Consider the following 20934-nt stretch of genomic DNA (forward strand, 5'->3'; position numbering starts at 1 on the left):
ACGCCATGCAGCCGTTACAATGGCGGCTCGTCCCGCCAGACCGCCTCACCGCCATGCCCTTTACCCTCGCCGGTCCCTGCGAATATCAGGAGCTGATCAACAAGAGCCGCTTTCTGGTGAAGGCGGCACCGATCCAGACGCCCGAGCAGGCGCAGACGTTTCTCCAGTCCGTCGCCGACCCCAGCGCCACGCACAACTGCTGGGCCTGGAAGATCGGCCAGCAGTATCGCTTCAGCGACGACGGCGAACCCGGCGGCACCGCCGGACGGCCGATGCTCAGCGCCATCGAGGGCCAGGATTGCGATCGGGTCGTGGTGGTGGTGACACGCTGGTTCGGCGGCATCAAGCTCGGCACCGGCGGGCTGGCCCGCGCCTACGGCGGCACGGCGGCCAGGTGCCTGCAGCAAGCGGCGCGCATCGAGCTGGTGGCGCGTCGGCAAGCCAGCACGCATCTGCGTTTTGCCGAGCTGGCCCTGGTCAAGGCGCGCCTTGGCGAGTTCGAGGCGCTGCTCGAGCACGAAACCTTCGATGCCGAAGGCGCCACGCTCGCGCTTGCCCTTCCGGCCGGCCAGATCACTGCGCTGGAGAAGCTGCTGGCCGATGTCAGCCGCGGCCGCAGCACGCTGCAGCTCAAGGATGACCCACAGATTTTGTGAGCTGCGTTGTGGATAACCTTTGGACGCCTTGCTGGACGACCGAGCCGGTGCGGCTTCCGGCCAACTGGCTATTTTTTGCGCAAATGCGACCGGACGTTTCTCTTTGGCGCACAACTCGCTGATTTAGCTGAATTTTTCATCGGTCAGCAGTGCCATCAAGCAGCCATCACACTGGAGTGACACTGACCGCTGTTTATGCCCGTTTTTCGTGGAAAAAGTTGTGGATAAAACTGGGAGTAATTTATCCAGCCCACAGCGCACGCGGCCTTCGCTCAACTGTATGAAAAATGACCAGCCGGCGCCGAGCGCGTTCCAGAGCACGACCGCGGCCCCGCCACCCGGCATATCCCTGGTCCGGCAGGCTGGCTAGAATGCCTCGATCACGAAGGAGACAGAGACGATGCGCGACTGGCTGAACAACTTGCCCAAGGCCGAACTTCACCTGCACCTGGAAGGCTCGCTGGAGCCCGAACTGCTTTTCAAGCTCGCCGAGCGCAACGGCGTCAGCCTGCCCTGGGCGGACGTCGAGACGTTACGCAAGGCCTACGCCTTCAACAACCTGCAGGAATTTCTCGATCTGTATTACCGCGGCGCCGACGTGTTGCGTACCGAGCAGGACTTCTACGACCTGACCTGGGCCTATCTGCAGAAATGCGAAGAGCAGAACGTAGTTCACACCGAACCCTTCTTCGATCCGCAGACCCACACCGACCGCGGCGTGCCCTTCGAGGCCGCCCTCAACGGCATCAGTGCCGCCCTCGCCGATGGCCGCGAACTGCTCGGCATCAGCAGCGGGCTGATCCTCAGCTTCCTGCGCCATCTGCCCGAAGAAGCGGCGTTCAAGACCCTGGAGCAGGCACTGCCCTACCGCGACGCGTTCTTTGCCGTCGGCCTGGACAGCTCGGAGGTCGGCCACCCACCGAGCAAGTTCCAGCGCGTGTTCGACAAGGCCCGCGCCGAAGGTCTGCTCACCGTTGCGCATGCCGGCGAGGAGGGCCCACCGGAGTACATCTGGGAGGCGCTGGACCTGCTCAAGGTCAGCCGCATCGATCACGGCGTGCGTGCCGCCGAGGATCCCAGGCTGATCGCACGCTTGATCGAGGAGCAGATCCCACTGACCGTCTGCCCGCTGTCGAACACCAAGCTGAAGGTGTTCGGCCACATGCGCGAGCACAACATTCTCACGCTGCTGGAACAGGGCGTGAAGGTCACGGTGAATTCCGATGACCCGGCCTACTTCGGCGGCTACGTGACGGAAAATTTCGTCGCCCTGCACGACGCCCTGGGCATGACCGAAGCGCAGGCCCGACGCCTGGCGCAGAACAGCCTGGACGCCCGCCTGGCATTTTGACGCAGGCACCGGCATGACCCTGGTCAAGCCTGGCCGCCCGCAACCGGCCTATGGTGGCGGGCGGATACAGCCGAGAGGGTCATTGCCATGAACATCTTCATTCGCCCGGCCCGCCCGGGTGACAACCGCTGGCAGGTCGGCCTCGATTCGCAGCGGGTGAGCTTTCGCAGTGAAGCCGAGGCCCGCCGCTTCGTCGCCACCCTGCAGCGCCGAATCGCCGAGCCGCACGCCCTGCCCAAGGCAGGCTGAAGGCGCTAGCGGGTTTCCGCGCGCGCCGTGCCGTAGGCGACGCCCGAAGCCAGCAAGCCACAGCCGGCGATGATCGCGGCCATAGGCACGGCGGTGCCGTTGTGCAGCGCACCGACGGCAGTAGCCGCGCTGGCCGCGATGGTGAATTGCAGGCTGCCGAGCAGCGCCGAGGCGCTGCCGGCGTTGGCCCGCTGGTCGGCCATGGCGCAGGCGGTCGCGTTCGGCAGCAAGCAGCCAAGCGATGCCACGCAGCCGAACAGCGGAATCAGCAAGGGCCAGAGCGCGGCCGGGCGCGCCGCCGCGATGCCCAGCAGGACCAGCGCGCTGGCGAAGTAGAACCAGACCCAGCGCCGCACCCAGAACTCCGGGCCGCGCCAGCGCATCAAGCGTACGTTGACCTGCGCCATCAGGATGAAGCCCGCCGCATTGATGCCAAAGAACCAGCCATAGTGCTCGGCGGGCACGCCGTACAGTTCGATGAAGACGAACGGCGAACCGGCGATGTAGGCGAACATCCCGCCCATGCACAGCCCGCCGGTCAGCGCATGCCCAATGAAGAAGCGATCGCCGAACAGCCCGCGGTACTTGCCCAGCGCGCCGCCGATCGGTGCCGGCGCCTGGTCGGCCGGAAAGGTCTCGGGCAGGACCCGCAGCACCGCGAGCAGACAGGTCGCACCGAACAGCGTCAGCACGACGAAGATCGCCTGCCAGCCAAAGCTGGCCAGCAACGCCCCGCCCGCAACCGGCGCCAGGATGGGTGCCAGCCCCATTACCAGCATCAGCTGGGAAAACACCTTGGCGCTGGCCAGCGGATCGCAGAGGTCACGCACCACCGCGCGCGAGATCACCATGCCGGCGCAGCCACCGAGTGCCTGAACGAAGCGCGCGGCGATCAGCCATTCGAGCGAAGGCGCCAGGGTCGCGGCCAACGAGGCCAGCGTGAAGAACGCAACGCCGGCCAGCAGCGGTCGGCGCCGGCCGTAGCGGTCGGCCAGCGGGCCGTAGATCAGTTGGCCAAGCGCCAGGCCGACGAAGTAGGCCGCCAGCGACAGCTGCACCTGCTCGACCTCGGTGCCGAAGGCGTGCGCCAGCGCCGGAAAGGCCGGCAGGTACATGTCGATGGCCATCGGGCCGAAGGCGCTGAGCGCGCCCAGTATCAGGAGCATTGGCAGAGGCATCGCACACTCGTCAGGCAGGAACGGATCGGCGTGCGTCGAGAACTGGCGCACAGACGTTTACACAAGCGCAAGATGCTGTTACATACACCGCCGATTGTAAACCTGCAGAACGACAGACCGCCGGATACCCTCGACGACCGCTCACGGTCCAAGGGACCGGCGCAGCTGTCCGGAGACGTCGATGCGTCGCACCAAAGAAGACGCCGAGAAAACCCGCCTGGCCATCCTCGACTCGGCCGAGCGCCTGTTCCTCGAACGGGGCGTGGCACACACCAGCCTGGACCAGATCGCCCGCGAGGCAGGCGTCACGCGCGGCGCGGTCTACTGGCATTTCCAGAACAAGGCCCACCTGTTCCACGAGATGCTCGACCAGGTGCGCCTGCCCCCCGAGCAGATGGCCGAGCGCCTGGGCAGCTGCGGCCAGCGCGACCCGGTGGATGCGCTGCGCGTGCTGCGCGAGCTGTTCTGCGAGGGCCTCAATGCGCTGGGCAACAACCCGCAGAAGCGCCGGGTGTTCACCATCCTGCTGCACCGCTGCGAATTCACCGAGGAGCTGCGCGACGCCCAGGAGCGCCACGAGGCATTCATCAACCAGTTCATCGAACTCTGCGAGGCGCTGTTCAGCAAGGCGGCGGACTACCTGTTGCCGGGCGTCACGCCTCGCCTGGCGGCGCGCTCACTGCATGCGATGATCGTCGGCCTGTTCAGCGACTGGACCCGTGACAACAGCCTGTTCGACCCGATCGGCGACACCGCGGCCCTGGTCGACCCGCTCTTTCGCGGGCTGATCCGCGACTGGCAGGCGGTCGCCGCAGGCAGCGACAGCTGAGGCGCGGCCGCCGGCACCTCAGCGCACCTGGTAGCCCTCTTCCTCAATCGCCGCGCGGATCTGCTGCTCGCTCGGCGCACCCTCGACCCTGACCGTGCCGGCGGCCAGGTCGACCTCGACGCGGGCCTGCGGATCGAGTGCCTTGATCGCCTGGGTCACCGCGCGCTCGCAGTGCGCGCAGGTCATTCCCGTCACATTGAATACGTGCATCGGACACCTCCCGTTCGGTTGCGTCCGGCGATTGTCGTCCTTGCCCCCCTGGCAAGGTCAACTGCGCCGTTATGCCATCCGGGGCTTGACCTTGCCACAGGGTTAAGGTCAAAGCTCTAGCTGTCGACTCGGGAGGTCCACATGAGCCAGACCCTATACACCCTGCCGGTCATCGGCATGACCTGCGCCAGTTGCGCCGGGCGCATCGAACGCGCCCTGCGCAAGGTACCGGGAGTGCGCGCAGCGAACGTCAACCTGGCCAACGAGCAGGCACTGGTCGAATCGGAATCCGCCTCGCTCGAACAGCTGGTCCAGGCCGTCGACAAGGCCGGCTACGCGGTCGCACAAGCCGACCACGAGCTGAGCCTTGGCGGCATGACCTGCGCCAGCTGCGTCGGTCGCGTCGAGCGCGCCCTGCTCAAGGTGTCAGGTGTGCTGAGCGCCACGGTCAACCTGGCGAGCGAGCGGGCGCAGGTGCGCAGCATTGCCTCGCTCGACCCTCAGCAGCTGATCCAGGCGGTCAGCGCGGCGGGTTATCAGGCTGCACTGACGAGCGCCGAGCGGCCCGACCCACAGGCGGCGGAACGGCGACTGCAGCGCGAGCGTCTGGCGGTGATCGCGGCGCTGCTGCTGGCCGCACCGCTGGTGATCCCGATGTTCGCCGACCTGTTCGGCCAGCACTGGATGCTCCCACCCTGGCTGCAGTTCCTGCTCGCCACGCCGGTGCAGTTCGTGCTCGGTGCACGCTTCTACGTCGCCGGCTGGAAGGCCGTGCGCGCCGGAGCCGGCAACATGGACCTGCTGGTCGCCCTCGGTACCAGTGCCGGTTACGGGCTGAGCCTGTACCAGTGGTGGATCGCGCCGGCCGGGCAGATGCCGCACCTGTATTTCGAGGCATCGGCCGTGGTGATCGCGCTGGTGCTGCTCGGCAAGTACCTCGAGAGCCGCGCCAAGCGCCAGACCAGCGCGGCCATCCGCGCGCTCGAGGCGCTGCGCCCGGAACGCGCCCGGCGCCTGGTCGACGGCCATGAGGAAGACGTGGCGATCGCGGCCCTGAGCCTGGGCGACATCGTCGTGGTGAAGCCGGGCGAGCGCTTTCCAGTGGACGGCGAAGTCATCGACGGCAACAGCCAGGCCGATGAAGCCCTGATCAGCGGCGAAAGCCTGCCGGTGGACAAGCAGCCGGGCGATCGCATCACCGGCGGGGCGATCAACGGCGACGGCCGCCTGCTGGTCCGGGCAACAGCGCTCGGCGGCGAAACGGTCCTGGCGCGCATCATTCGCCTAGTCGAGGATGCCCAGGCCGCCAAGGCTCCGATCCAGAAGCTGGTCGACCGGGTCAGCCAGATCTTCGTCCCGGCGGTACTGCTCATCGCCCTGGCTACCCTGGCTGGCTGGCTACTGGCCGGAGCGACACTGGAGACCGCACTGATCAACGCCGTGGCGGTGCTGGTCATCGCCTGCCCCTGCGCCCTCGGCCTGGCGACACCCGCGGCGATCATGGCCGGCACCGGCGTCGCCGCGCGTCACGGCATCCTGATCAAGGACGCCGAGGCGCTCGAAGTCGCCCATGCGGTGAATGCCGTGGCGTTCGACAAGACGGGCACGCTGACCTCCGGCAAGCCGGAGATCGTTCATCTCCTGGCCGCCGAGGGCGACGAACACCAGGCGCTGCGGCTGGCCGGTGCGCTGCAGCGCGGCAGCGAGCACCCGCTGGCACGCGCGGTGCTCGAGCGCAGTGCCGCGCTGGACATCGCGCTGCCCGACGTCGAGGCCAGCCAGGCGCTTGCCGGACGCGGCATCGCCGGGCGCCTGGAGGGCCGCGAACTGGCGCTGGGTAATCGCCGCCTGCTCGACGAGAGCGGGCTGGATACCGGCGCGCTGGCCGATGCCGCGCGCCGCTGGGAAGACGAGGGGCGTACCCTGTCCTGGCTGCTGGAACGTGCTCCGGTGCCACGGGTGCTGGCGCTGTTCGCCTTTGGCGACAGCCTCAAGGAGGGCGCGAGCGCGGCGATCGCCGCGCTGCACGGCCGGCGCATCCAAAGCCACCTGATCACCGGCGACAATCGCGGCAGCGCGCGGGTCGTCGCCGAGGCGTTGGGCATCGACGATGTACATGCCGAAGTGCTGCCGGCGGACAAGGCCGCCACCGTCGCCGCGCTGAAGCGCGACGGCGCCACCGTGGCCATGGTCGGCGACGGCATCAATGACGCACCGGCGCTGGCCGCGGCGGATGTCGGCATCGCCATGGGCGGCGGCACCGACGTGGCGATGCACGCCGCCGGAATCACGCTCATGCGCGGCGACCCGCGACTGGTGCCGGCGGCGCTCGACATCAGCCGACGGACCTATCGCAAGATCCAGCAGAACCTGTTCTGGGCCTTTGTCTACAACCTGATCGGCATCCCCCTCGCGGCGCTTGGCTTTCTCAGCCCGGTGGTGGCCGGCGCGGCGATGGCGATGTCCAGCGTCAGCGTGATCAGCAATGCCCTGCTGCTCAAGCGCTGGCAGCCGGACACCCATACAACCGGCGATCGGAGGGAGCAGCCATGAATATTGGCCAGGCCGCCAGCCGCAGCGGGCTGTCGGCAAAGATGATCCGCTATTACGAGTCGATCGGGCTGATTGCCCCGGCCGGGCGCGGCGCCAATGGCTACCGCCGCTACAGCGAGGACGACCTGCATCGCCTGGCGTTCATCAAGCGCTCGCGCGACCTGGGCTTCTCACTGGAGGAGGTCGGCCGGTTGCTGACCCTGTGGCAGGATCGCCAGCGCGCCAGCGCCGACGTCAAGGCGCTGGCCGGTGCGCATATCGAGACGCTGAACCAGCGCATCGCCGAACTGGTGTCACTGCGCGACACCCTGCAGAACCTGGTCGACCACTGTTCGGGTGACGAGCGCCCCGACTGCCCGATCCTGAGCGAACTGGAGTCGGGCGGCTGCTGTGATCGCTGAGCAGCTCAGGAGCTGCGCTGCCGCCCCGTCCACAGCAACAGCACGATCAAGGCGCTGAGCACGCTGAGTTCGAGCATCAGCGGGGCGTTGATCAGCTGGTAGACCCAGCTGCGTTCGAGATTGAGCGCAAAGGCGGCCCCGAACAGCAACGCCAGCGAGCCCAGGAAGACGGCCGTCCCCTGGAGGAATCCTTTGAACTGTTTCATGCGCGCGACTCCGTGCGACGGTTCGACATGACTGCTGGCATGTTGAACCTGCCCGGCGAAAACGGTTCCGCCGGGCGCACCGCGCAGGGGCTGCGTCAGGCCTGCGACTGCAGGTAGTTCTGCAGGCCGATCCGGTCGATCAGCCCGAGCTGCTGCTCCAGCCAGTAGGCGTGGTCTTCTTCGGTGTCATGCAGCTGCGCGGCAAGGATGTCGCGGGTCACGTAATCGCTGTGCTGCTCGGCCAGCGCGATGCCCTTGGCCAGCGCCTCGCGCACGCGGTATTCCAGGGCGAGGTCGCTGCGCAGCATCTCCGGCACGGTCTGGCCCGGGTGGATGGCCTCGGGCGTCATGTCCGGCGTGCCTTCGAGAAAAAGGATCCGCTGCAGCAAGGCATCGGCATGCTGGGTCTCCTCCTCCATCTCGTGATTGATGCGCTCGTAGAGCTTTTCGAACCCCCAGTCGGCGTACATGCGCGAGTGCAGGAAATACTGGTCGCGCGCCGCCAGCTCGCCGCGCAGCAACTCCTTGAGGTAATCGACTACCGGTGCCTGGCCTTTCATCTGCTGCTTCCTCGAAACCAATCGCTACAAGGCGGCAAGGATCGGGGCTGAGTCCTGGCCGGTCAAGCATTGCGGCCTGGCGCATCGTCGCAGCCGCGACGCCCTCGCCCCGCTACAATGCGCCTTCCGTTTTCAGAGCATTGCAGATGAGCGCCGATTCCGCCTCCTCCATCGCCATCGTCGGCGGCGGCCCAGCCGGGCTGATGGCCGCCGAGGTGCTCAGCCGCGCCGGCTGCACGGTGGACCTCTACGACGCCATGCCCTCGGTAGGGCGCAAGTTCCTGCTCGCCGGCGTCGGCGGGATGAACATCACCCACGCCGAGCCTTTTGCCGACTTCGTCACTCGCTATCGCGAGGCCCAGCCAGCGTTGCAGGGTTCGCTCGAGCGCTTCGGCCCCGAAGCGCTGCGCCAGTGGATCCATGCACTGGGCATCGAGACCTTTGTCGGCAGCTCGGGACGGGTATTCCCCACCGACATGAAGGCTGCCCCCCTGCTGCGGGCGTGGCTCAAGCGCCTGCGCGAAGCCGGGGTGTGCATCCACACGCGCCACCGCTGGCTGGGCTGGGATGCACAGGGTGCGCTGCGGATTGCCTCGCCGTCGGGCGAGCTTCGCTTGCACCCGACGGCCACCGTGCTCGCGCTCGGCGGCGGCAGCTGGGTACGGCTGGGCTCGGACGGCGCCTGGGTACCGCAACTGGAGGCTCGCGGAGTGGCCGTCGCCGCGCTGCAGCCAACCAACTGCGGTTTCGAGGTCGCCGGCTGGAGCGCCCATCTCCGGGAAAGATTTGCCGGTGCGCCGCTGAAGACGGTCACCCTGCGGCTGCCTGGCGGCACGCCGCGGCGCGGCGAGTTCGTGCTTACCGCCAGCGGCATCGAGGGCAGCCTGGTGTATGCACTGTCGGCGCCGATTCGCGAGGCCATCAACCGCAGCGGCCAGGTCCGGATCGAACTGGACCTGCTGCCCGATCGCTCGGCCGAGCAGATCGCGCGCGCACTGGCGCGGCCGCGCGGCTCGCAGTCGATGGCCAAGCATCTGCATCGCCAGCTGCGCCTGGATGGGGTCAAGGCCGCGCTGTTGCGGGAGCTGACCGATGCCGCGACCTTCGCCGATCCACAGGCTCTGGCGCAGGCAATCAAGGCCCTGCCGATCACCCTGGTACGCCCACGGCCGCTGGACGAAGCCATCAGCAGCGCCGGCGGAGTGCGCTTCGCCGAGCTCGACGAGAACCTGATGCTGCGCCAGGTACCCGGCGTGTTCTGTGCCGGCGAGATGCTCGACTGGGAGGCGCCGACCGGCGGCTACCTGCTGACCGCCTGCTTCGCTAGCGGGCGTGCCGCGGCCGAAGGCCTGCTGCGCTGGCTCGACGCGCGCTGAGTGGCCCGGCCGCGCGGCCGGGCCACCCGTCTACATCGTCAGCACGATCCGCCCTTCGATGCGCCCGCCGCGCATGTCATCGAAGATCTGGTTGATGTTGTCCAGCGTGTCGGTATGGATGGTCGCCTTGACCAGCCCTTCGCCGGCGAAATCCAGCGCCTCCTGCAGATCGGCGCGGGTCCCGACGATCGAGCCGGTGATGCTCACCGCCTTGAGCACGACGTCGAAGATCGGCGTCGGGAAATCACCCGGCGGCAGGCCCACCAGCGCGACGGTGCCGTGCCGGCGCGCCATGCCGATGGCCTGGCCGAACGCGCTGTTGGACACTGCGGTGACCAGTACGCCGTGGGCGCCGCCGATATCGCGCTGAATCACCTCGACCGGATTCTCGGTGCGCGCGTTGACCGTCAGGCTCGCGCCCAGGCGCCGGGCCAGGTCCAGCTTGGCGTCATCGACGTCCACCGCTGCCACGTGCAGGCCCATCGCCCGCGCATACTGCACCGCCACGTGGCCGAGCCCGCCGATGCCGGAGATCACCACCCACTGGCCGGGCCGCGCCCCGGTGACCTTCAGCCCCTTGTAGACGGTGACCCCGGCGCAAAGGATCGGCGCGATGTCTTCGAAGGCGACCTTGTCCGGCAGCAGGCCGACGTAGTTGGGATCGGCCAGCACGTATTCGGCGTAGCCGCCATTGACCGAGTAACCGGTGTTCTGCTGGCTCTCACAGAGCGTTTCCCAGCCGGTCAGGCAGTGCTCGCAATAGCCGCAGGCGGTGTACAGCCAGGGCACGCCGACCCGGTCGCCCTCTTTCACCCGCGTCACGCCGGCGCCAACCGCGGCGACATGGCCGACGCCCTCGTGGCCGGGAATGAACGGCAACGCCGGTTTCACCGGCCAGTCGCCCTCGGCGGCGTGCAGGTCGGTGTGGCAGACGCCCGAGGCGGCGATCTTCACCAGAATCTGGCCGGGGCCGGGCATCGGCACCCGAACTTCTTCGAGGCGCAACGGCTCGCCGAAGGCATGCACCACAGCAGCTTTCATGGTTTGAGGCATGAGGCTTCTCTCCAGGGTTGGGATGTTCGAATCTGCTCCTTGCGGATGCGAACAGCCTAGACCTGGATCAGTTGCCAAGCGATTGCAGCGACCGTTGGTCGCGCCCTTGCCACCCCGCGGTTCAGCGCGGCTTCTTCGCCGGCCTGCCTCCCAGGCTCGGTACCTTGCGGATCGGCTTGGCGTTGGGCTTTTCGTTCTCGTCGAACCAGTTGCCCAGATGGATGCGGCCCTTGCCCGGCACGTCCTTGGGCTTTTTCGGCTTCTTTGGTTTTTTGATCACCTGGCCGCCCGGGGCGGTAGCCGGCACGCGGTGTTCGGGAATGAAATCGGGCAGCTCGTGGCGCGGCAGCACCTGGCCGATCAGCGTCTCGATCGCGGCCAACTGGTCGACCTCGTCGGCGGCCACCAGGGAAACGGCCTCACCGCTGGCGCCGGCACGGCCGGTGCGCCCGATGCGGTGCACGTAGTCTTCGGCGACGATCGGCAGGTCGAAGTTGACCACCTGCGGCAGGCTCTGGATGTCGAGCCCGCGGGCGGCGACATCGGTAGCCACCAGTATCCGCACCTCGCCGGCCTTGAAGCGCTCCAGCGCGCGCAGACGGCTGGGCTGCGGCTTGTCGCCATGGATCGAGTCAGCCGCGATGCCGGCCCGTTCCAGCGCCTCGACCAGCGCATCGACGCCCTTGCGCGTCCTGGCGAACACCAGTACCTGGGTCCAGCGGCGCTCCTCAAGCAGCGTCAGGAACAGCTCGGTCTTGCGCTTCTTGTCCACCGGCACCAGCCATTGCTTGACCGTCTTCGCCGCGGTATTGCGCGGGCTCACCTCGACCGACAGCGGGTCGCGCAGCAGCTCGCCGGCCAGTTGCCGGATGGGCTCGGAAAAGGTCGCCGAGAACAGCAGGGTCTGGCGCTTTTTCGGTAGTGCAGCGAACAGCTCGTCGAGCTCGCGGGCGAAACCGAGATCGAGCATGCGATCGGCTTCGTCGAGCACGAGAATTTGCAGCTGGGCGAACTTCACCGCGTTCTGCCGGTACAGATCGAGCAGCCGCCCGGGCGTGGCGACCAGCACATCGATGCCTTTGCGCAAGGCCATCATCTGCGGATTGAGGCTGACCCCGCCGTACACCGCATAACTGCGCAGGGGCAGGTCCTGCCCGTAGCTACGCAGGCTCTGGTAGACCTGCTCGGCGAGTTCGCGGGTCGGCACCAGCACCAGCGCGCGCACCGAATTGCTCATCACCTTCGGCCCATCGGTACACAACCGCTGCAGCACAGGCAGGGCGAAACCGGCGGTCTTGCCGGTGCCGGTCTGCGCCGCCCCCATCAGATCGCGGCCCTTGAGCACGGCGGGAATCGCCTGGGCCTGGATCGGCGTCGGCGTGTGGTAGTCAAGGCTTTCGAGGGTCCGCAGCAGCGGTTCGATCAGGCCGAGGGAGGCGAAGGTCATGGCAGGCTCGCAGCGCCGCAACGGGCGGATGAAAAGACGCGGATTCTAACAGGCCAGGGCGGCGCCACCGCGAACTTCGCCGGCTGTCGGCATGCGCGAGCGCTGCAGGCATGCGCCAGGGACGGCCGCGCGCGCAACCGCGGCAGCGGCCTCGCTTCTTGACCCTGTACCTTGTGTTTGTCGGCGCCGCCCCGTAAGGTGCGCGCGTTTTTCTTATCCGCCAAGGTGTGCGTGCCCCCATGGGGCCGCATTAAACGGGAAGCCGGTGCGCTCGCAGGAGCAAACCCGGCGCTGCCCCCGCAACGGTAATCGACCGCGATCAGCCGATCGCAGTCCGCTCAACGGCCACTGTGCACAGCACGGGAAGGCGAGCGGGCCGAGTCGAGAGCCCGGAGACCGGCCTGGACGGATTCGACTGGTGTTGCGGAGGGCAGCACCGTCAAGCGTCGCGCTCGTGCGCGCTTGTTCCTGCCCTCCTCAAAAGTCTTCCTTCGCTTTTGAGGATCCTGATGAAATCGCTCAACCCCCTCGCCCTGGCCATTGCGGCCAGCCTACCGGCTATTGCGCTTGCCCAGACGCCCCGCGACGAGGCACTCAAACTGTCGGACACCCTGATCACCGCCAACCGTGACGTGGAACAGCGCACCGAAAGTAGCGCGGCAAACACAGTGTTCACCCGGGCTGATATTGAACGCCTACGCCCAGTCAGCGTGCTTGAATTGTTGACCCATGTGCCGGGCGTTCAGGTCACCAACTATGGCGGTCGGGGAGCGCTTTACGGCCTATATGTTCGCGGAACCAGCACTGCCCAGTCGCTGATACTGATCGATGGTGTCCGTGTGAACTCCGCTACGGCCGGTATCGCTGGGCTACAGTACCTGTCGGTCGACCAGATCGAACGAATCGAGGTGCTTCGCGGCTCGCGCTCGGCGCTTTACGGCAGCGACGCCATGGGAGGCGTCATCCAGCTGTTCACTCGGCGCGGCAACGGCCCCGGACTGAACCCGTACTTGCGAGTTGCTGGAGGCAGCAATAACACCTGGGAGCGAAGCCTCGGTCTATCGGGCGGCGATGATCGAACCCGGTTCAATCTCAGCGCGGCACTGGAGGACACCGAAGGATTCGACCGTACCCGGACGTCAACCCCAGCAGACCGCGACGACGATGCGTACCGAAACCGCTCGATGGCAGCAAGCATCAGCCACCGCCTGAGTGACCGACTGCAACTTGGCTTGAATGTACTTGATCAACGAGGCAAGACAGAAATCGACGACTCATTCGCCGGAGCGCCGGGACGACTGCCGTACGATCACTTTGCAGTCAGCTCTACAAGCGCCTTCTTGGAAGGGCAACTGCACGAGAATTGGACCAGCCGCGTCGAGCTGGGGCACAGCGAGGACAAGCAAGAAAACCGTGAGAAATGGTCTACAACTCGCTCGGTCAATAACACATACCGCGATTCGGTGACTTGGCTCAACACATTGGATCTAACCGAAACCCAACGGCTGCGCCTAGGTGCCGAGTATGTGAACGATAAAGTTCGAAGCAGTAACTCCTTCACCGAGTCAAGCCGAAAGAACCACGCCCTTTTCGTCCAACATAGCTACCAGGGGCAAGGCTTCTCCACGGAAGTGGGTATGCGGCATGACAAAAACGAACAGTTCGGTACTGAGAATACCTTCAACGGCGCACTGACGCTGCCGCTTAACAAAGATCATCAAATTATCCTCTCCTACGCAGAAGGCTTCCGAGTCCCCACCTTCGCCGACCTGTACTGGCCAGCCGAGGCTTGGTACGTCGGGAATCCGGATCTCGCACCGGAGAAGTCACGTAGCTACGAGCTGCAATGGCGCGGTCAAATCAGCGCAGATACTCGAATAGAGGCTTCTGTATATCGCACCGATTTCCGAAATCTCATCACCTACGTAAGCGATCCAGTGACATTTTTAGGCACTATGAACAACGTTGAGCGCGCACGTATCAATGGCTTCGAGGCTAGCCTTCATCAGGAGCTCCTCGGCTGGCAGAGCACCTTAGGGCTAAGCGTTATAGACCCACGCAACCGGGATACCGGGCATACCCTACAGAACCGCGCTAAGCGCACTCTTAGCCTAGATATTGATCGCAACTTCGGGCGAATAGCGGTTGGCGCCAGTTGGCGTGCGGTCAGCAGCAGCTATGGCGATAGTGCAAACAACACCGAAATCGCCGGTCACGGCGTATTTGACCTGCGTAGCAGCTGGCAAGCCAGCGACGAGCTTAGCTTTGATTTGAAACTCGCCAACCTGCTGGACAAGGACTACAGCCGCCTGCTGTACACCTACGACGGCGAACAATACGGATACCAAGAAGCTCCTTTCAGCGTCATGCTCGGCATGACTTGGTCTCCCGCTCTCTAAAAAACGTGGGATGTCTGTAGCCCACTCTTCTCGTAGCGGGAGTGGTACGCTCCCGCCTCTGTCGATACCGGGGCTCGCCGTGTGCTGCGCGATCTGAAATACGCTTGCTGTCTGCTCGGCGCGCTGCTGGCCCCGCTGGCCGCGCAAGCGGCCCCCTCTCGGGTCGTCTCGCTGGACCTGTGCATGGACTGGGCGCTGGCGCACTACGCCAGGCCTGCTCAGGTCGCTGCACTCTCGCCGATGCATCGGCGCTATCGGTTGCCGGCTTTCGACGGTGACTGGCCCGAGCATGACGGCTCGCTGGAGCGCCTCGTCGAATTGCGACCGGACCTGGTGCTGGTCGGCCAGTACAGTGCCCTGCTCCTGCGCGAGCGTCTGCGCGCGCTCGGCATACGCGTCGAAGTCATTCCACTGCCGACCACCCTGGCCGAAATCGAGGGCTACGAGCGTCGCCTACTCGAACTGCTCGGCCAGGACCCGGACCGCGCCACGGCGCCCCCGGCGCCGCATCAGCCGGAACCGGATGCCCCACGCCTGCTGCTGCTCGGTGCCAACGGCATCGGCACCGGGCGCGATACCTTCGAGCACCAGCTGATCGAACAGGCCGGCTGGCGCAACTACCTCGGGCAGTCCGGGCACGTCCGCCTCGATCTGGAGGCCATAGTGGCCGACCCGCCGGATGCCATCCTGTTCGCCGCCGCCCCCGAGCGGGCACTGGCCAACAGCTTCGCCCAACATCCTGCGCTGCGCCGGGCCATTGCGCCCAAGGCCTGGCTGAGCACCGACTACTGGCGCTGGCAGTGCCCCGGGCCGTGGATGTGGGATCTGATAGGACAGCTCAACCAATGGCTCGATTAGTCACTCCCGCGCTCGCGCTGCTGCTGGCCGCCAGCGCGCTGCTCTCGCTCAGCCTCGGCTCCACCTCGGTGCCGGTGCTCGGCGGCCTCGGCGACTGGCTGGCCGGCAAGGCCAGCCTCGGTGCGATCGTCATTGGCGACATCCGTTTGCCGCGCACGCTGCTGGCCCTGGGCGTTGGCGCTGCGCTCGGCCTGAGCGGTGCCGCCTTGCAGGGGCTGTTGCGCAATCCGCTGGCCGATCCGGCGCTGACAGGCGCCAGCCAGGGCGCGGCACTCGGCGCGGCTGCGGTGTTCTACTTCGGCCTGCTGCCGCAGCTGGGTAGCGCCGCCCCGGCCGTGGCGGGCCTTGCCGGGGCACTGGCGGCCCTGTTGCTGATGCTGGCGCTGGCCGGCGGGGCCCGGCCTGCGATGGTCATCATGGCGGGGCTGGCAATCTCCACCCTTGCCGGTGCCGCACTGGCAACCGTGCTCAACTTTGCTCCCAACCCCTACGCCATGCAGGAACTGGTGTTCTGGCTGCTGGGCTCGGTGTCCGAGCGCGGTCTCGACCATCTGGCGCTGCTGGGCCCGGCGCTGCTGGCCGGTGCCGCTCTGATCTTCAGCCAGCGGCGCCTGCTCAGCGGCCTCAGTCTGGGCGAGCAGGTGGCCGAGAGCATGGGCCTGAACGTGCGCCGTGGCAGCCGCCTGATCGTGCTCGGCGTCGCCCTGCTGGTCGGCAGCTCGGTCGCGGTAGCCGGTGCCATCGGTTTTGTCGGTCTGCTGGTGCCACACCTGGTGCGGCCGCTGGTTCGCCACCGTCCGGAGCGAGTGCTGCTGCCGGCAGCCCTGGCCGGCGCCACGCTGGTCTGCCTGGCTGACATCGGCGTGCGCCTGCTGCCGCCCGGCCGGGAACTCAAGCTCGGCGTGCTGACCGCGCTGCTCGGTACACCGCTGTTCGTCTGGCTGGTCTGGAAGGAGCGCAACCGATGGAGCTGATCGACGCGAAACAGCTGGCGGTGCCCGGCCGCCTGCATGGCATCGACCTGACGCTAACGCCTGGGCAGATGCTCGGCCTGATCGGCCCCAACGGCTCGGGAAAATCGACCGTTCTGCAATGCTTGGCCGGCATCCAGACCCATGCCGGGCAGGTCGCACTCGAAGGCCGTGATGCGCGACAGCTGCCGGCCAGCACCCGGGCCAGACGGATCGGCCTGCTGCCTCAGGCCTGCCAGAGCGCCTGGGCGCTGAGCGTAAGCGACGTGGTGGCGCTTGGCCGGCTGCCCTGGCACGACAGGGACGCCGCGGCCATCGGCCGGGCCATCGAGCAGACCGGCATCGGTGCCTGGCTCGGCGAGCGCGTCGACCACCTTTCCGGCGGCGAGCAGGCGCGCGTCTGGCTGGCTCGGGTGCTGGCGGGCGAGCCTCAGCTGCTGCTGGCCGACGAGCCGATCGCCAGCCTCGACCTGCTCCATCAGCGCAACGTCATGCAACTGCTGCGCGCATACGCCGCCGGCGAGCGCGGAGTGATCGTCGCCCTGCACGACCTGGCGCTGGCCGCGCGCTACTGCGATCGCCTCTGCCTGCTCCACGGCGGGCGCGTGCAGGCCGCCGGCACGCCCGCCGAGGTACTGACCGAGGCCAACCTGCAGGCGGTCTTTGGCGTCGAGGTCAAGGTCGACCTCGACGTTCACCCTCCCATCGTCTCCCTGAGGTGAAGCCCATGGCGCTGAAACCCGGCAAGAATCTCGATGAACTCTGCTATCCGTTCATCTACGAAACCGCTTACCTGTGCGATTACGAGGTCATCACCGACGAGCTGTGCGGGCACATCGGGGCGGTGCTGGCAGACCTGCCGGACGAGATGGCCGACCTGCGTGCCGACCTCGAGCAGCTGCAGCCGCTGGCCTTCCACCTCAACGGCTCGGTGCGCGGGCGGCTGGCGATCGACGAAACGCACATCGCTTGGCTGACGCAGCGGCTCGCGCACTATCGTGCCGAGGTCGCCGAACGGCTCACCGGCTTCGTCCTGCCGCGCGGCACGGCGCCGGTGCCGCAGTTGCATCTGGCGCGCTCGGCGGCGAAAAAAGCCATCCGCGCGCTGGTGCGGGTCGATGAAGAGGGGCGCGAAGTGCCCATGCTGCTGCCGCGGCTGCTCAACCTGATGTGCAACTTCTGCTTTACCCTGACACTGGTGATCAACCAGCGGCGCGGCGTGGCCGAGGTGCCGTTCAAGAGCGAAAGCTACGGTCGCTGACGCCTCACGCGAGCTGGCGCGGAATGCGGTAGAGCAGGAACAGCACCAGGCTGGCACCGACCAGCAGCAACCGCGCGATGGGCTCCAGGCCGCAGAGCGCACCAAGCGCGGCAGACCAGCCCGGCAACGATGCCACCAGCAGGCCACGGCGGCGAACACGGCGCAAATCGGCCCAGGCCTGGGCCTCGCGATCGCTGCCCAACGCCTGCTCGGTAGCGATCAGCTGGTGCTTGAAGGCGGTAAAGCGACCCAGGCTGGGAAACAGCCCGACCAGTCCGAGTGCGAACGACACCAGCGCGCCCTGCTCGGCCAGCGGCGGCAGGCGACCGAGCAGCAGCACCGGCACGATCAGCAGCACGATGTGCAGCCAGCCGTCGCGCACCAGCCGGCGGCGCCATTGTGCGCGCGTCATGATTGCTCGGCTTCGCCCTGGTGGATCTCGCCGAGCAGGTGCCCAAGCTTGCCGGCCTTGGTCGCCAGGTACTTGCGGTTGTAGGGGTTGTGCGCGATCTGCAACGGCTTGCGCTCGGCAATGCGGATGCCGAAGCCCTGCAACGCCTTCATCTTGCGCGGGTTATTGGTCATCAGCTTGATCTCGCGGATGCCCAGGTGCTCGAGCATCGGCAGGCAGATGGCGTAGTCGCGCATGTCAGGCGCGAAGCCCAGACGCTCGTTGGCCTCCACCGTATCGGCGCCGCCATCCTGCAGCTCATAGGCGCGGATCTTGTTCAGCAGGCCGATGCCACGGCCCTCCTGCCGCAGGTAGAGCAGCACGCCGCGCCCTTCGGCCGCGATGGCCTGCAGCGCGGCCTCCAGCTGTGCACCACAGTCGCAGCGCAGGCTGAACAGCGCGTCACCGGTCAGGCATTCGGAATGCAGACGGCCCAGCACCGGCTCGCCGTCCGCCACATCGCCCATCGTCAGCGCAACATGCTCCTTGCCCGTATCCTGGTCGAGAAATCCATGCATGGTGAACACGCCGAACGGCGTCGGCAGTTTGGAGGCAGCGACGAAAACGACAGACACGGGCGGAACCCCAGAGACGGAAAAGCGGATATTGTAACATCAACTCGCTGCGGCAGAGCGTAGGCCGAATGCTGTTCGGGGCATTCAGCCGGTCGATCGCAGAGCCTCGTCCTACAGCTTCGATTCCAGCATGAGCATGCCCTGCTCCTCGCGCCAGCTGACCCGGTTGAGGAAGCTCATGCCCAGCAGCGCATCGGTCGGCGCATCCCCCTGCACCACCACCGCTTCGACGCCAAGCACCTCGATGGCGCCAACCTTGACCCGGTTCAGATGGACCCGCCAGGCCTTTGCCGTGCCGCTCGCCGTGCTCACCACCATCGGCTTGCCGTCGACCCGGTGATCGATGCCCAGCCGGCGCGCCTGGTTCTCGTTGATCGCCACGGACGTCGCGCCGGTGTCGACGAGAAACTGCACCGGCTGGCCGTCGATCGAACCGGCCACCCAGTAGTGGCCGCCGAGCCCCTTGGCCACGCTCAGCTGCGTGCGTGCGGGCGCAGCATAGCCACCGGAATACTCACGGCTGAGTTCGTAGCGACGCTCGACGCCGTCGACCCGAAGCACCGCGCCACGGGCATCGGCGCTGACCACCTCGACGCCGCCGGGACCTCGCCCGCCAACGCGCACCAGCTTGCGCTGGCCATCGACATTGAGCACTGCGGCATTGGGAAACAACCCGACCACCTGCACGCTCGAGGCACTCTGGGCAACCGGAGGCAGCAGTGAAAGCAGGCAGGCGAACAGCAGGTTGGCGCGGCGCATGGTCATCCATCTCACGGTCGGAACAGGGGCACGATCTTCCGTCAGGCAGAGTTACCCTGCCGCGACCTGCCGCACAATCATCAGCCCAGCGCGACGATCAGCCCCTGCAGCACCGCCCAGGCCGCCACCCCGGCAAGGATGTCGTCGAGCATGATGCCCAGCCCACCATCGACATGGCGGTCGACCCAGCTGATCGGCCAGGGCTTGAGGATGTCCATCACGCGGAACAGCACGAAGCCGGCGAGCAGCCAGTGCCAGCCGGCCGGCACCAGCCAGAAGGTGATCCAGATACCGACGAACTCGTCCCAGACGATGCCCTCGTGGTCGTGCACACCCAGGTCCCGCGCCACCTTGCCGCACAGCCAGACGCCGAACACCAGGCCCGCCGCCAACAGCACCGCGTACGCCCAGCCGGGCAGCAGTTGCCAGAGCGGCACGAACAGCAGTGCCACCAGCGAGCCCCAGGTGCCAGGAGCCTTGGGCATCAGCCCGGAACCGAAGCCGAAAGCCAGGTTCTGCCAGGGGTTGCGCCATATCGCGGGACGCACTTCGTCGCTGGTGGCCTGGTGTATTTCGCTCAAGACTCGGTCCTTTTCTATGTACGGATCGGCCTGCCGGAACTCAGCCGAAATGGGTGTAGCCATGCGCGGCGACGCGGATTTCATCACCCGCGGTATCGACCAGAGCCACGCCCTGCCCCGCCTCGACCCGGCCGATCGGCCGCAGCGGCCAGCCGGCTTCGAGCAAAGCGGGCAACTCGGCGGGCGGCAGGGTGAACGCCAACAGGTAGTCGTCGCCGCCGGCCAGCGCACAGCGCTCGGCCTCTGCCGTGCCGAGCAGTGCCACCGCGGCCGGCGACAGCGGCAGGCGCGATTGCTCGACGACCAGCCGCACGCCCGAGGCGCGGGCAATGTGGCCACAGTCGGCAAGCAAGCCGTCGGAGATGTCCAGCGCCGCACTCGCCCTGCCGCGCAGCGCCTCGCCGAGGGCCAGCTGCGGCTCGGGCGACCAGTAGCGCGCCAGCAAGTGCTCGGCCACGGCCGGCTCGGCCTTTCGCTCGCCGAGCACCAGCGGCAGGGCCGCCGCGCCCTCGCCGAGCACACCGCCGACGCAGAGCAGATCGCCCGGCCGTGCACCGTGCCGGCTCAGGGCCTGCCTCGCGGGGACGCGACCGAACACGGTGACCGTCAGGCACAACGGCCCGCAGGTGGTGTCCCCGCCAAGCAGACGCATGCTGCAGGCCAGTGCCATCTCGTCGAGGCCGCGGGCGAACTCGCCGAGCCAGAGCGGATCGGCCGACGGCAAGGTCAATGCGAGGGTGAAGCCGATGGGCGCAGCGGCCATCGCCGCCAGATCGCTGGTGGCCACCGCCAGGGCGCGCTGGCCGAGCAGGAAGGGGTCGCAGCCGTCGGGAAAATGCACGCCGGCGACCAGCGTATCGGTAGACACCGCCAGCTGCTCGCCAGGCGGCAACTGGAGCAAGGCGCAGTCATCGCCGATGCCAAGCACGACTTCGCCGCCGGACCTGGCACAGGCCGCGGCGGCGAAGTAATGGCGGATCAGCTCGAACTCACCCAGCAAGGCGCGGGCC

At 67.1% G+C, this 20934-nt stretch carries 23 protein-coding genes and 1 riboswitch; of the genes, 12 read left to right on the forward strand and 11 right to left on the reverse strand.

The window, feature by feature from the left end:
• The first annotated feature begins 53 nt into the window (after positions 1 to 53).
• The 3 genes from AC0KXH_RS16275 to AC0KXH_RS16285 all read left to right on the forward strand — a co-directional run bounded on the left by AC0KXH_RS16275 (position 54) and on the right by AC0KXH_RS16285 (position 2256).
• Positions 54 to 656 carry an IMPACT family protein gene (locus AC0KXH_RS16275; RefSeq protein ID WP_488224619.1) on the forward strand — a complete coding sequence of 201 codons (603 nt, stop codon included), beginning with the start codon at positions 54 to 56 and terminating at the stop codon, positions 654 to 656.
• A gap of 400 nt (positions 657 to 1056) precedes the next feature.
• Entirely contained in the window at positions 1057 to 2007 is a 951-nt protein-coding gene (locus AC0KXH_RS16280) for an adenosine deaminase (protein WP_043221996.1), read from the forward strand.
• A gap of 87 nt (positions 2008 to 2094) precedes the next feature.
• Complete coding sequence (locus AC0KXH_RS16285; RefSeq protein ID WP_165562738.1) at positions 2095 to 2256, forward strand: hypothetical protein; 162 nt, start codon at positions 2095 to 2097, stop codon at positions 2254 to 2256.
• Positions 2257 to 2261: 5 nt separating this feature from the next.
• Here the strand turns inward: AC0KXH_RS16285 and AC0KXH_RS16290 are convergent, their stop codons facing one another.
• Positions 2262 to 3434 carry a multidrug effflux MFS transporter gene (locus tag AC0KXH_RS16290; RefSeq protein WP_313279427.1) on the reverse strand — a complete coding sequence of 391 codons (1173 nt, stop codon included), beginning with the start codon at positions 3432 to 3434 and terminating at the stop codon, positions 2262 to 2264.
• 181 nt (positions 3435 to 3615) lie between these two features.
• Between AC0KXH_RS16290 and AC0KXH_RS16295 the strand changes: the two genes are divergently transcribed.
• Positions 3616 to 4263 (forward strand): TetR family transcriptional regulator, encoded by a 648-nt coding sequence (locus AC0KXH_RS16295; RefSeq protein ID WP_061337300.1) that lies wholly within the window; start codon positions 3616 to 3618, stop codon positions 4261 to 4263.
• Positions 4264 to 4281: 18 nt separating this feature from the next.
• Here the strand turns inward: AC0KXH_RS16295 and AC0KXH_RS16300 are convergent, their stop codons facing one another.
• Positions 4282 to 4473: a heavy-metal-associated domain-containing protein gene (locus AC0KXH_RS16300; RefSeq protein ID WP_061337299.1), complete on the reverse strand. Its 192-nt coding sequence runs from the start codon at positions 4471 to 4473 to the stop codon at positions 4282 to 4284.
• 141 nt (positions 4474 to 4614) lie between these two features.
• Between AC0KXH_RS16300 and AC0KXH_RS16305 the strand changes: the two genes are divergently transcribed.
• Both AC0KXH_RS16305 and cueR read left to right on the forward strand, forming a co-directional pair.
• Entirely contained in the window at positions 4615 to 7026 is a 2412-nt protein-coding gene (locus tag AC0KXH_RS16305; protein WP_488223713.1) for a heavy metal translocating P-type ATPase, read from the forward strand.
• Entirely contained in the window at positions 7023 to 7427 is a 405-nt protein-coding gene (cueR, locus tag AC0KXH_RS16310) for a Cu(I)-responsive transcriptional regulator (RefSeq protein ID WP_041107833.1), read from the forward strand. Before AC0KXH_RS16305 ends, cueR begins: the two co-directional genes overlap by 4 nt.
• A 5-nt stretch (positions 7428 to 7432) precedes the next feature.
• Here the strand turns inward: cueR and AC0KXH_RS16315 are convergent, their stop codons facing one another.
• Both AC0KXH_RS16315 and bfr read right to left on the reverse strand, forming a co-directional pair.
• Positions 7433 to 7633: a hypothetical protein gene (locus tag AC0KXH_RS16315; protein WP_041107835.1), complete on the reverse strand. Its 201-nt coding sequence runs from the start codon at positions 7631 to 7633 to the stop codon at positions 7433 to 7435.
• A 95-nt stretch (positions 7634 to 7728) separates the two neighbouring features.
• On the reverse strand, positions 7729 to 8193 hold the full coding sequence (bfr, locus tag AC0KXH_RS16320) for a bacterioferritin (protein WP_041107837.1): 465 nt from the start codon (positions 8191 to 8193) through the stop codon (positions 7729 to 7731).
• Positions 8194 to 8339: 146 nt separating this feature from the next.
• On the opposite strand from bfr, the gene AC0KXH_RS16325 reads away from it, so the two are divergent.
• A complete protein-coding gene (locus AC0KXH_RS16325; RefSeq protein ID WP_488223714.1) occupies positions 8340 to 9569 on the forward strand; it encodes a BaiN/RdsA family NAD(P)/FAD-dependent oxidoreductase in 1230 nt (409 codons plus the stop codon).
• 30 nt (positions 9570 to 9599) lie between these two features.
• Here the strand turns inward: AC0KXH_RS16325 and adhP are convergent, their stop codons facing one another.
• Together adhP and rhlE1 are read right to left on the reverse strand one after the other, a co-directional pair.
• Positions 9600 to 10622 carry an alcohol dehydrogenase AdhP gene (gene adhP, locus AC0KXH_RS16330; protein WP_041107839.1) on the reverse strand — a complete coding sequence of 341 codons (1023 nt, stop codon included), beginning with the start codon at positions 10620 to 10622 and terminating at the stop codon, positions 9600 to 9602.
• 121 nt (positions 10623 to 10743) lie between these two features.
• On the reverse strand, positions 10744 to 12069 hold the full coding sequence (gene rhlE1 / locus AC0KXH_RS16335) for an RNA helicase RhlE1 (RefSeq protein WP_488223715.1): 1326 nt from the start codon (positions 12067 to 12069) through the stop codon (positions 10744 to 10746).
• 206 nt (positions 12070 to 12275) lie between these two features.
• A riboswitch (cobalamin riboswitch) is annotated at positions 12276 to 12488 on the forward strand.
• Between the two features lie 90 nt (positions 12489 to 12578).
• Between rhlE1 and AC0KXH_RS16340 the strand changes: the two genes are divergently transcribed.
• The 5 genes from AC0KXH_RS16340 to AC0KXH_RS16360 all read left to right on the forward strand — a co-directional run bounded on the left by AC0KXH_RS16340 (position 12579) and on the right by AC0KXH_RS16360 (position 17558).
• A complete protein-coding gene (locus tag AC0KXH_RS16340; RefSeq protein ID WP_488223716.1) occupies positions 12579 to 14468 on the forward strand; it encodes a TonB-dependent receptor domain-containing protein in 1890 nt (629 codons plus the stop codon).
• Positions 14469 to 14549: 81 nt separating this feature from the next.
• Positions 14550 to 15326, forward strand: coding sequence for an ABC transporter substrate-binding protein (locus AC0KXH_RS16345; RefSeq protein ID WP_240904613.1), 777 nt, complete (start codon positions 14550 to 14552; stop codon positions 15324 to 15326).
• Positions 15314 to 16300: a FecCD family ABC transporter permease gene (locus tag AC0KXH_RS16350; RefSeq protein ID WP_041107847.1), complete on the forward strand. Its 987-nt coding sequence runs from the start codon at positions 15314 to 15316 to the stop codon at positions 16298 to 16300. Before AC0KXH_RS16345 ends, AC0KXH_RS16350 begins: the two co-directional genes overlap by 13 nt.
• Positions 16291 to 17019 carry an ABC transporter ATP-binding protein gene (locus AC0KXH_RS16355; RefSeq protein WP_488223717.1) on the forward strand — a complete coding sequence of 243 codons (729 nt, stop codon included), beginning with the start codon at positions 16291 to 16293 and terminating at the stop codon, positions 17017 to 17019. The genes AC0KXH_RS16350 and AC0KXH_RS16355 overlap by 10 nt, the downstream gene beginning before the upstream one ends.
• Positions 17020 to 17024: 5 nt before the next feature.
• A complete protein-coding gene (locus AC0KXH_RS16360) occupies positions 17025 to 17558 on the forward strand; it encodes an ATP:cob(I)alamin adenosyltransferase (protein ID WP_076545027.1) in 534 nt (177 codons plus the stop codon).
• 4 nt (positions 17559 to 17562) lie between these two features.
• Here AC0KXH_RS16360 and AC0KXH_RS16365 read toward each other — a convergent pair whose 3' ends face one another.
• From AC0KXH_RS16365 to thiL, 5 genes are all read right to left on the reverse strand, one after another.
• On the reverse strand, positions 17563 to 17970 hold the full coding sequence (locus tag AC0KXH_RS16365) for a hypothetical protein (protein ID WP_488223718.1): 408 nt from the start codon (positions 17968 to 17970) through the stop codon (positions 17563 to 17565).
• Complete coding sequence (gene ribA, locus AC0KXH_RS16370) at positions 17967 to 18584, reverse strand: GTP cyclohydrolase II (RefSeq protein WP_041107853.1); 618 nt, start codon at positions 18582 to 18584, stop codon at positions 17967 to 17969. The genes AC0KXH_RS16365 and ribA overlap by 4 nt, the downstream gene beginning before the upstream one ends.
• A gap of 111 nt (positions 18585 to 18695) precedes the next feature.
• On the reverse strand, positions 18696 to 19343 hold the full coding sequence (locus AC0KXH_RS16375; protein WP_041108593.1) for a TIGR02281 family clan AA aspartic protease: 648 nt from the start codon (positions 19341 to 19343) through the stop codon (positions 18696 to 18698).
• Between the two features lie 80 nt (positions 19344 to 19423).
• Positions 19424 to 19915 (reverse strand): phosphatidylglycerophosphatase A family protein, encoded by a 492-nt coding sequence (locus AC0KXH_RS16380; protein ID WP_052264636.1) that lies wholly within the window; start codon positions 19913 to 19915, stop codon positions 19424 to 19426.
• 49 nt (positions 19916 to 19964) lie between these two features.
• Entirely contained in the window at positions 19965 to 20921 is a 957-nt protein-coding gene (gene thiL / locus AC0KXH_RS16385) for a thiamine-phosphate kinase (protein ID WP_488224620.1), read from the reverse strand.
• Between the last annotated feature and the right edge of the window lie 13 nt (positions 20922 to 20934).

It is taken from the genome of Stutzerimonas sp. CXK-1, from assembly GCF_057738225.1.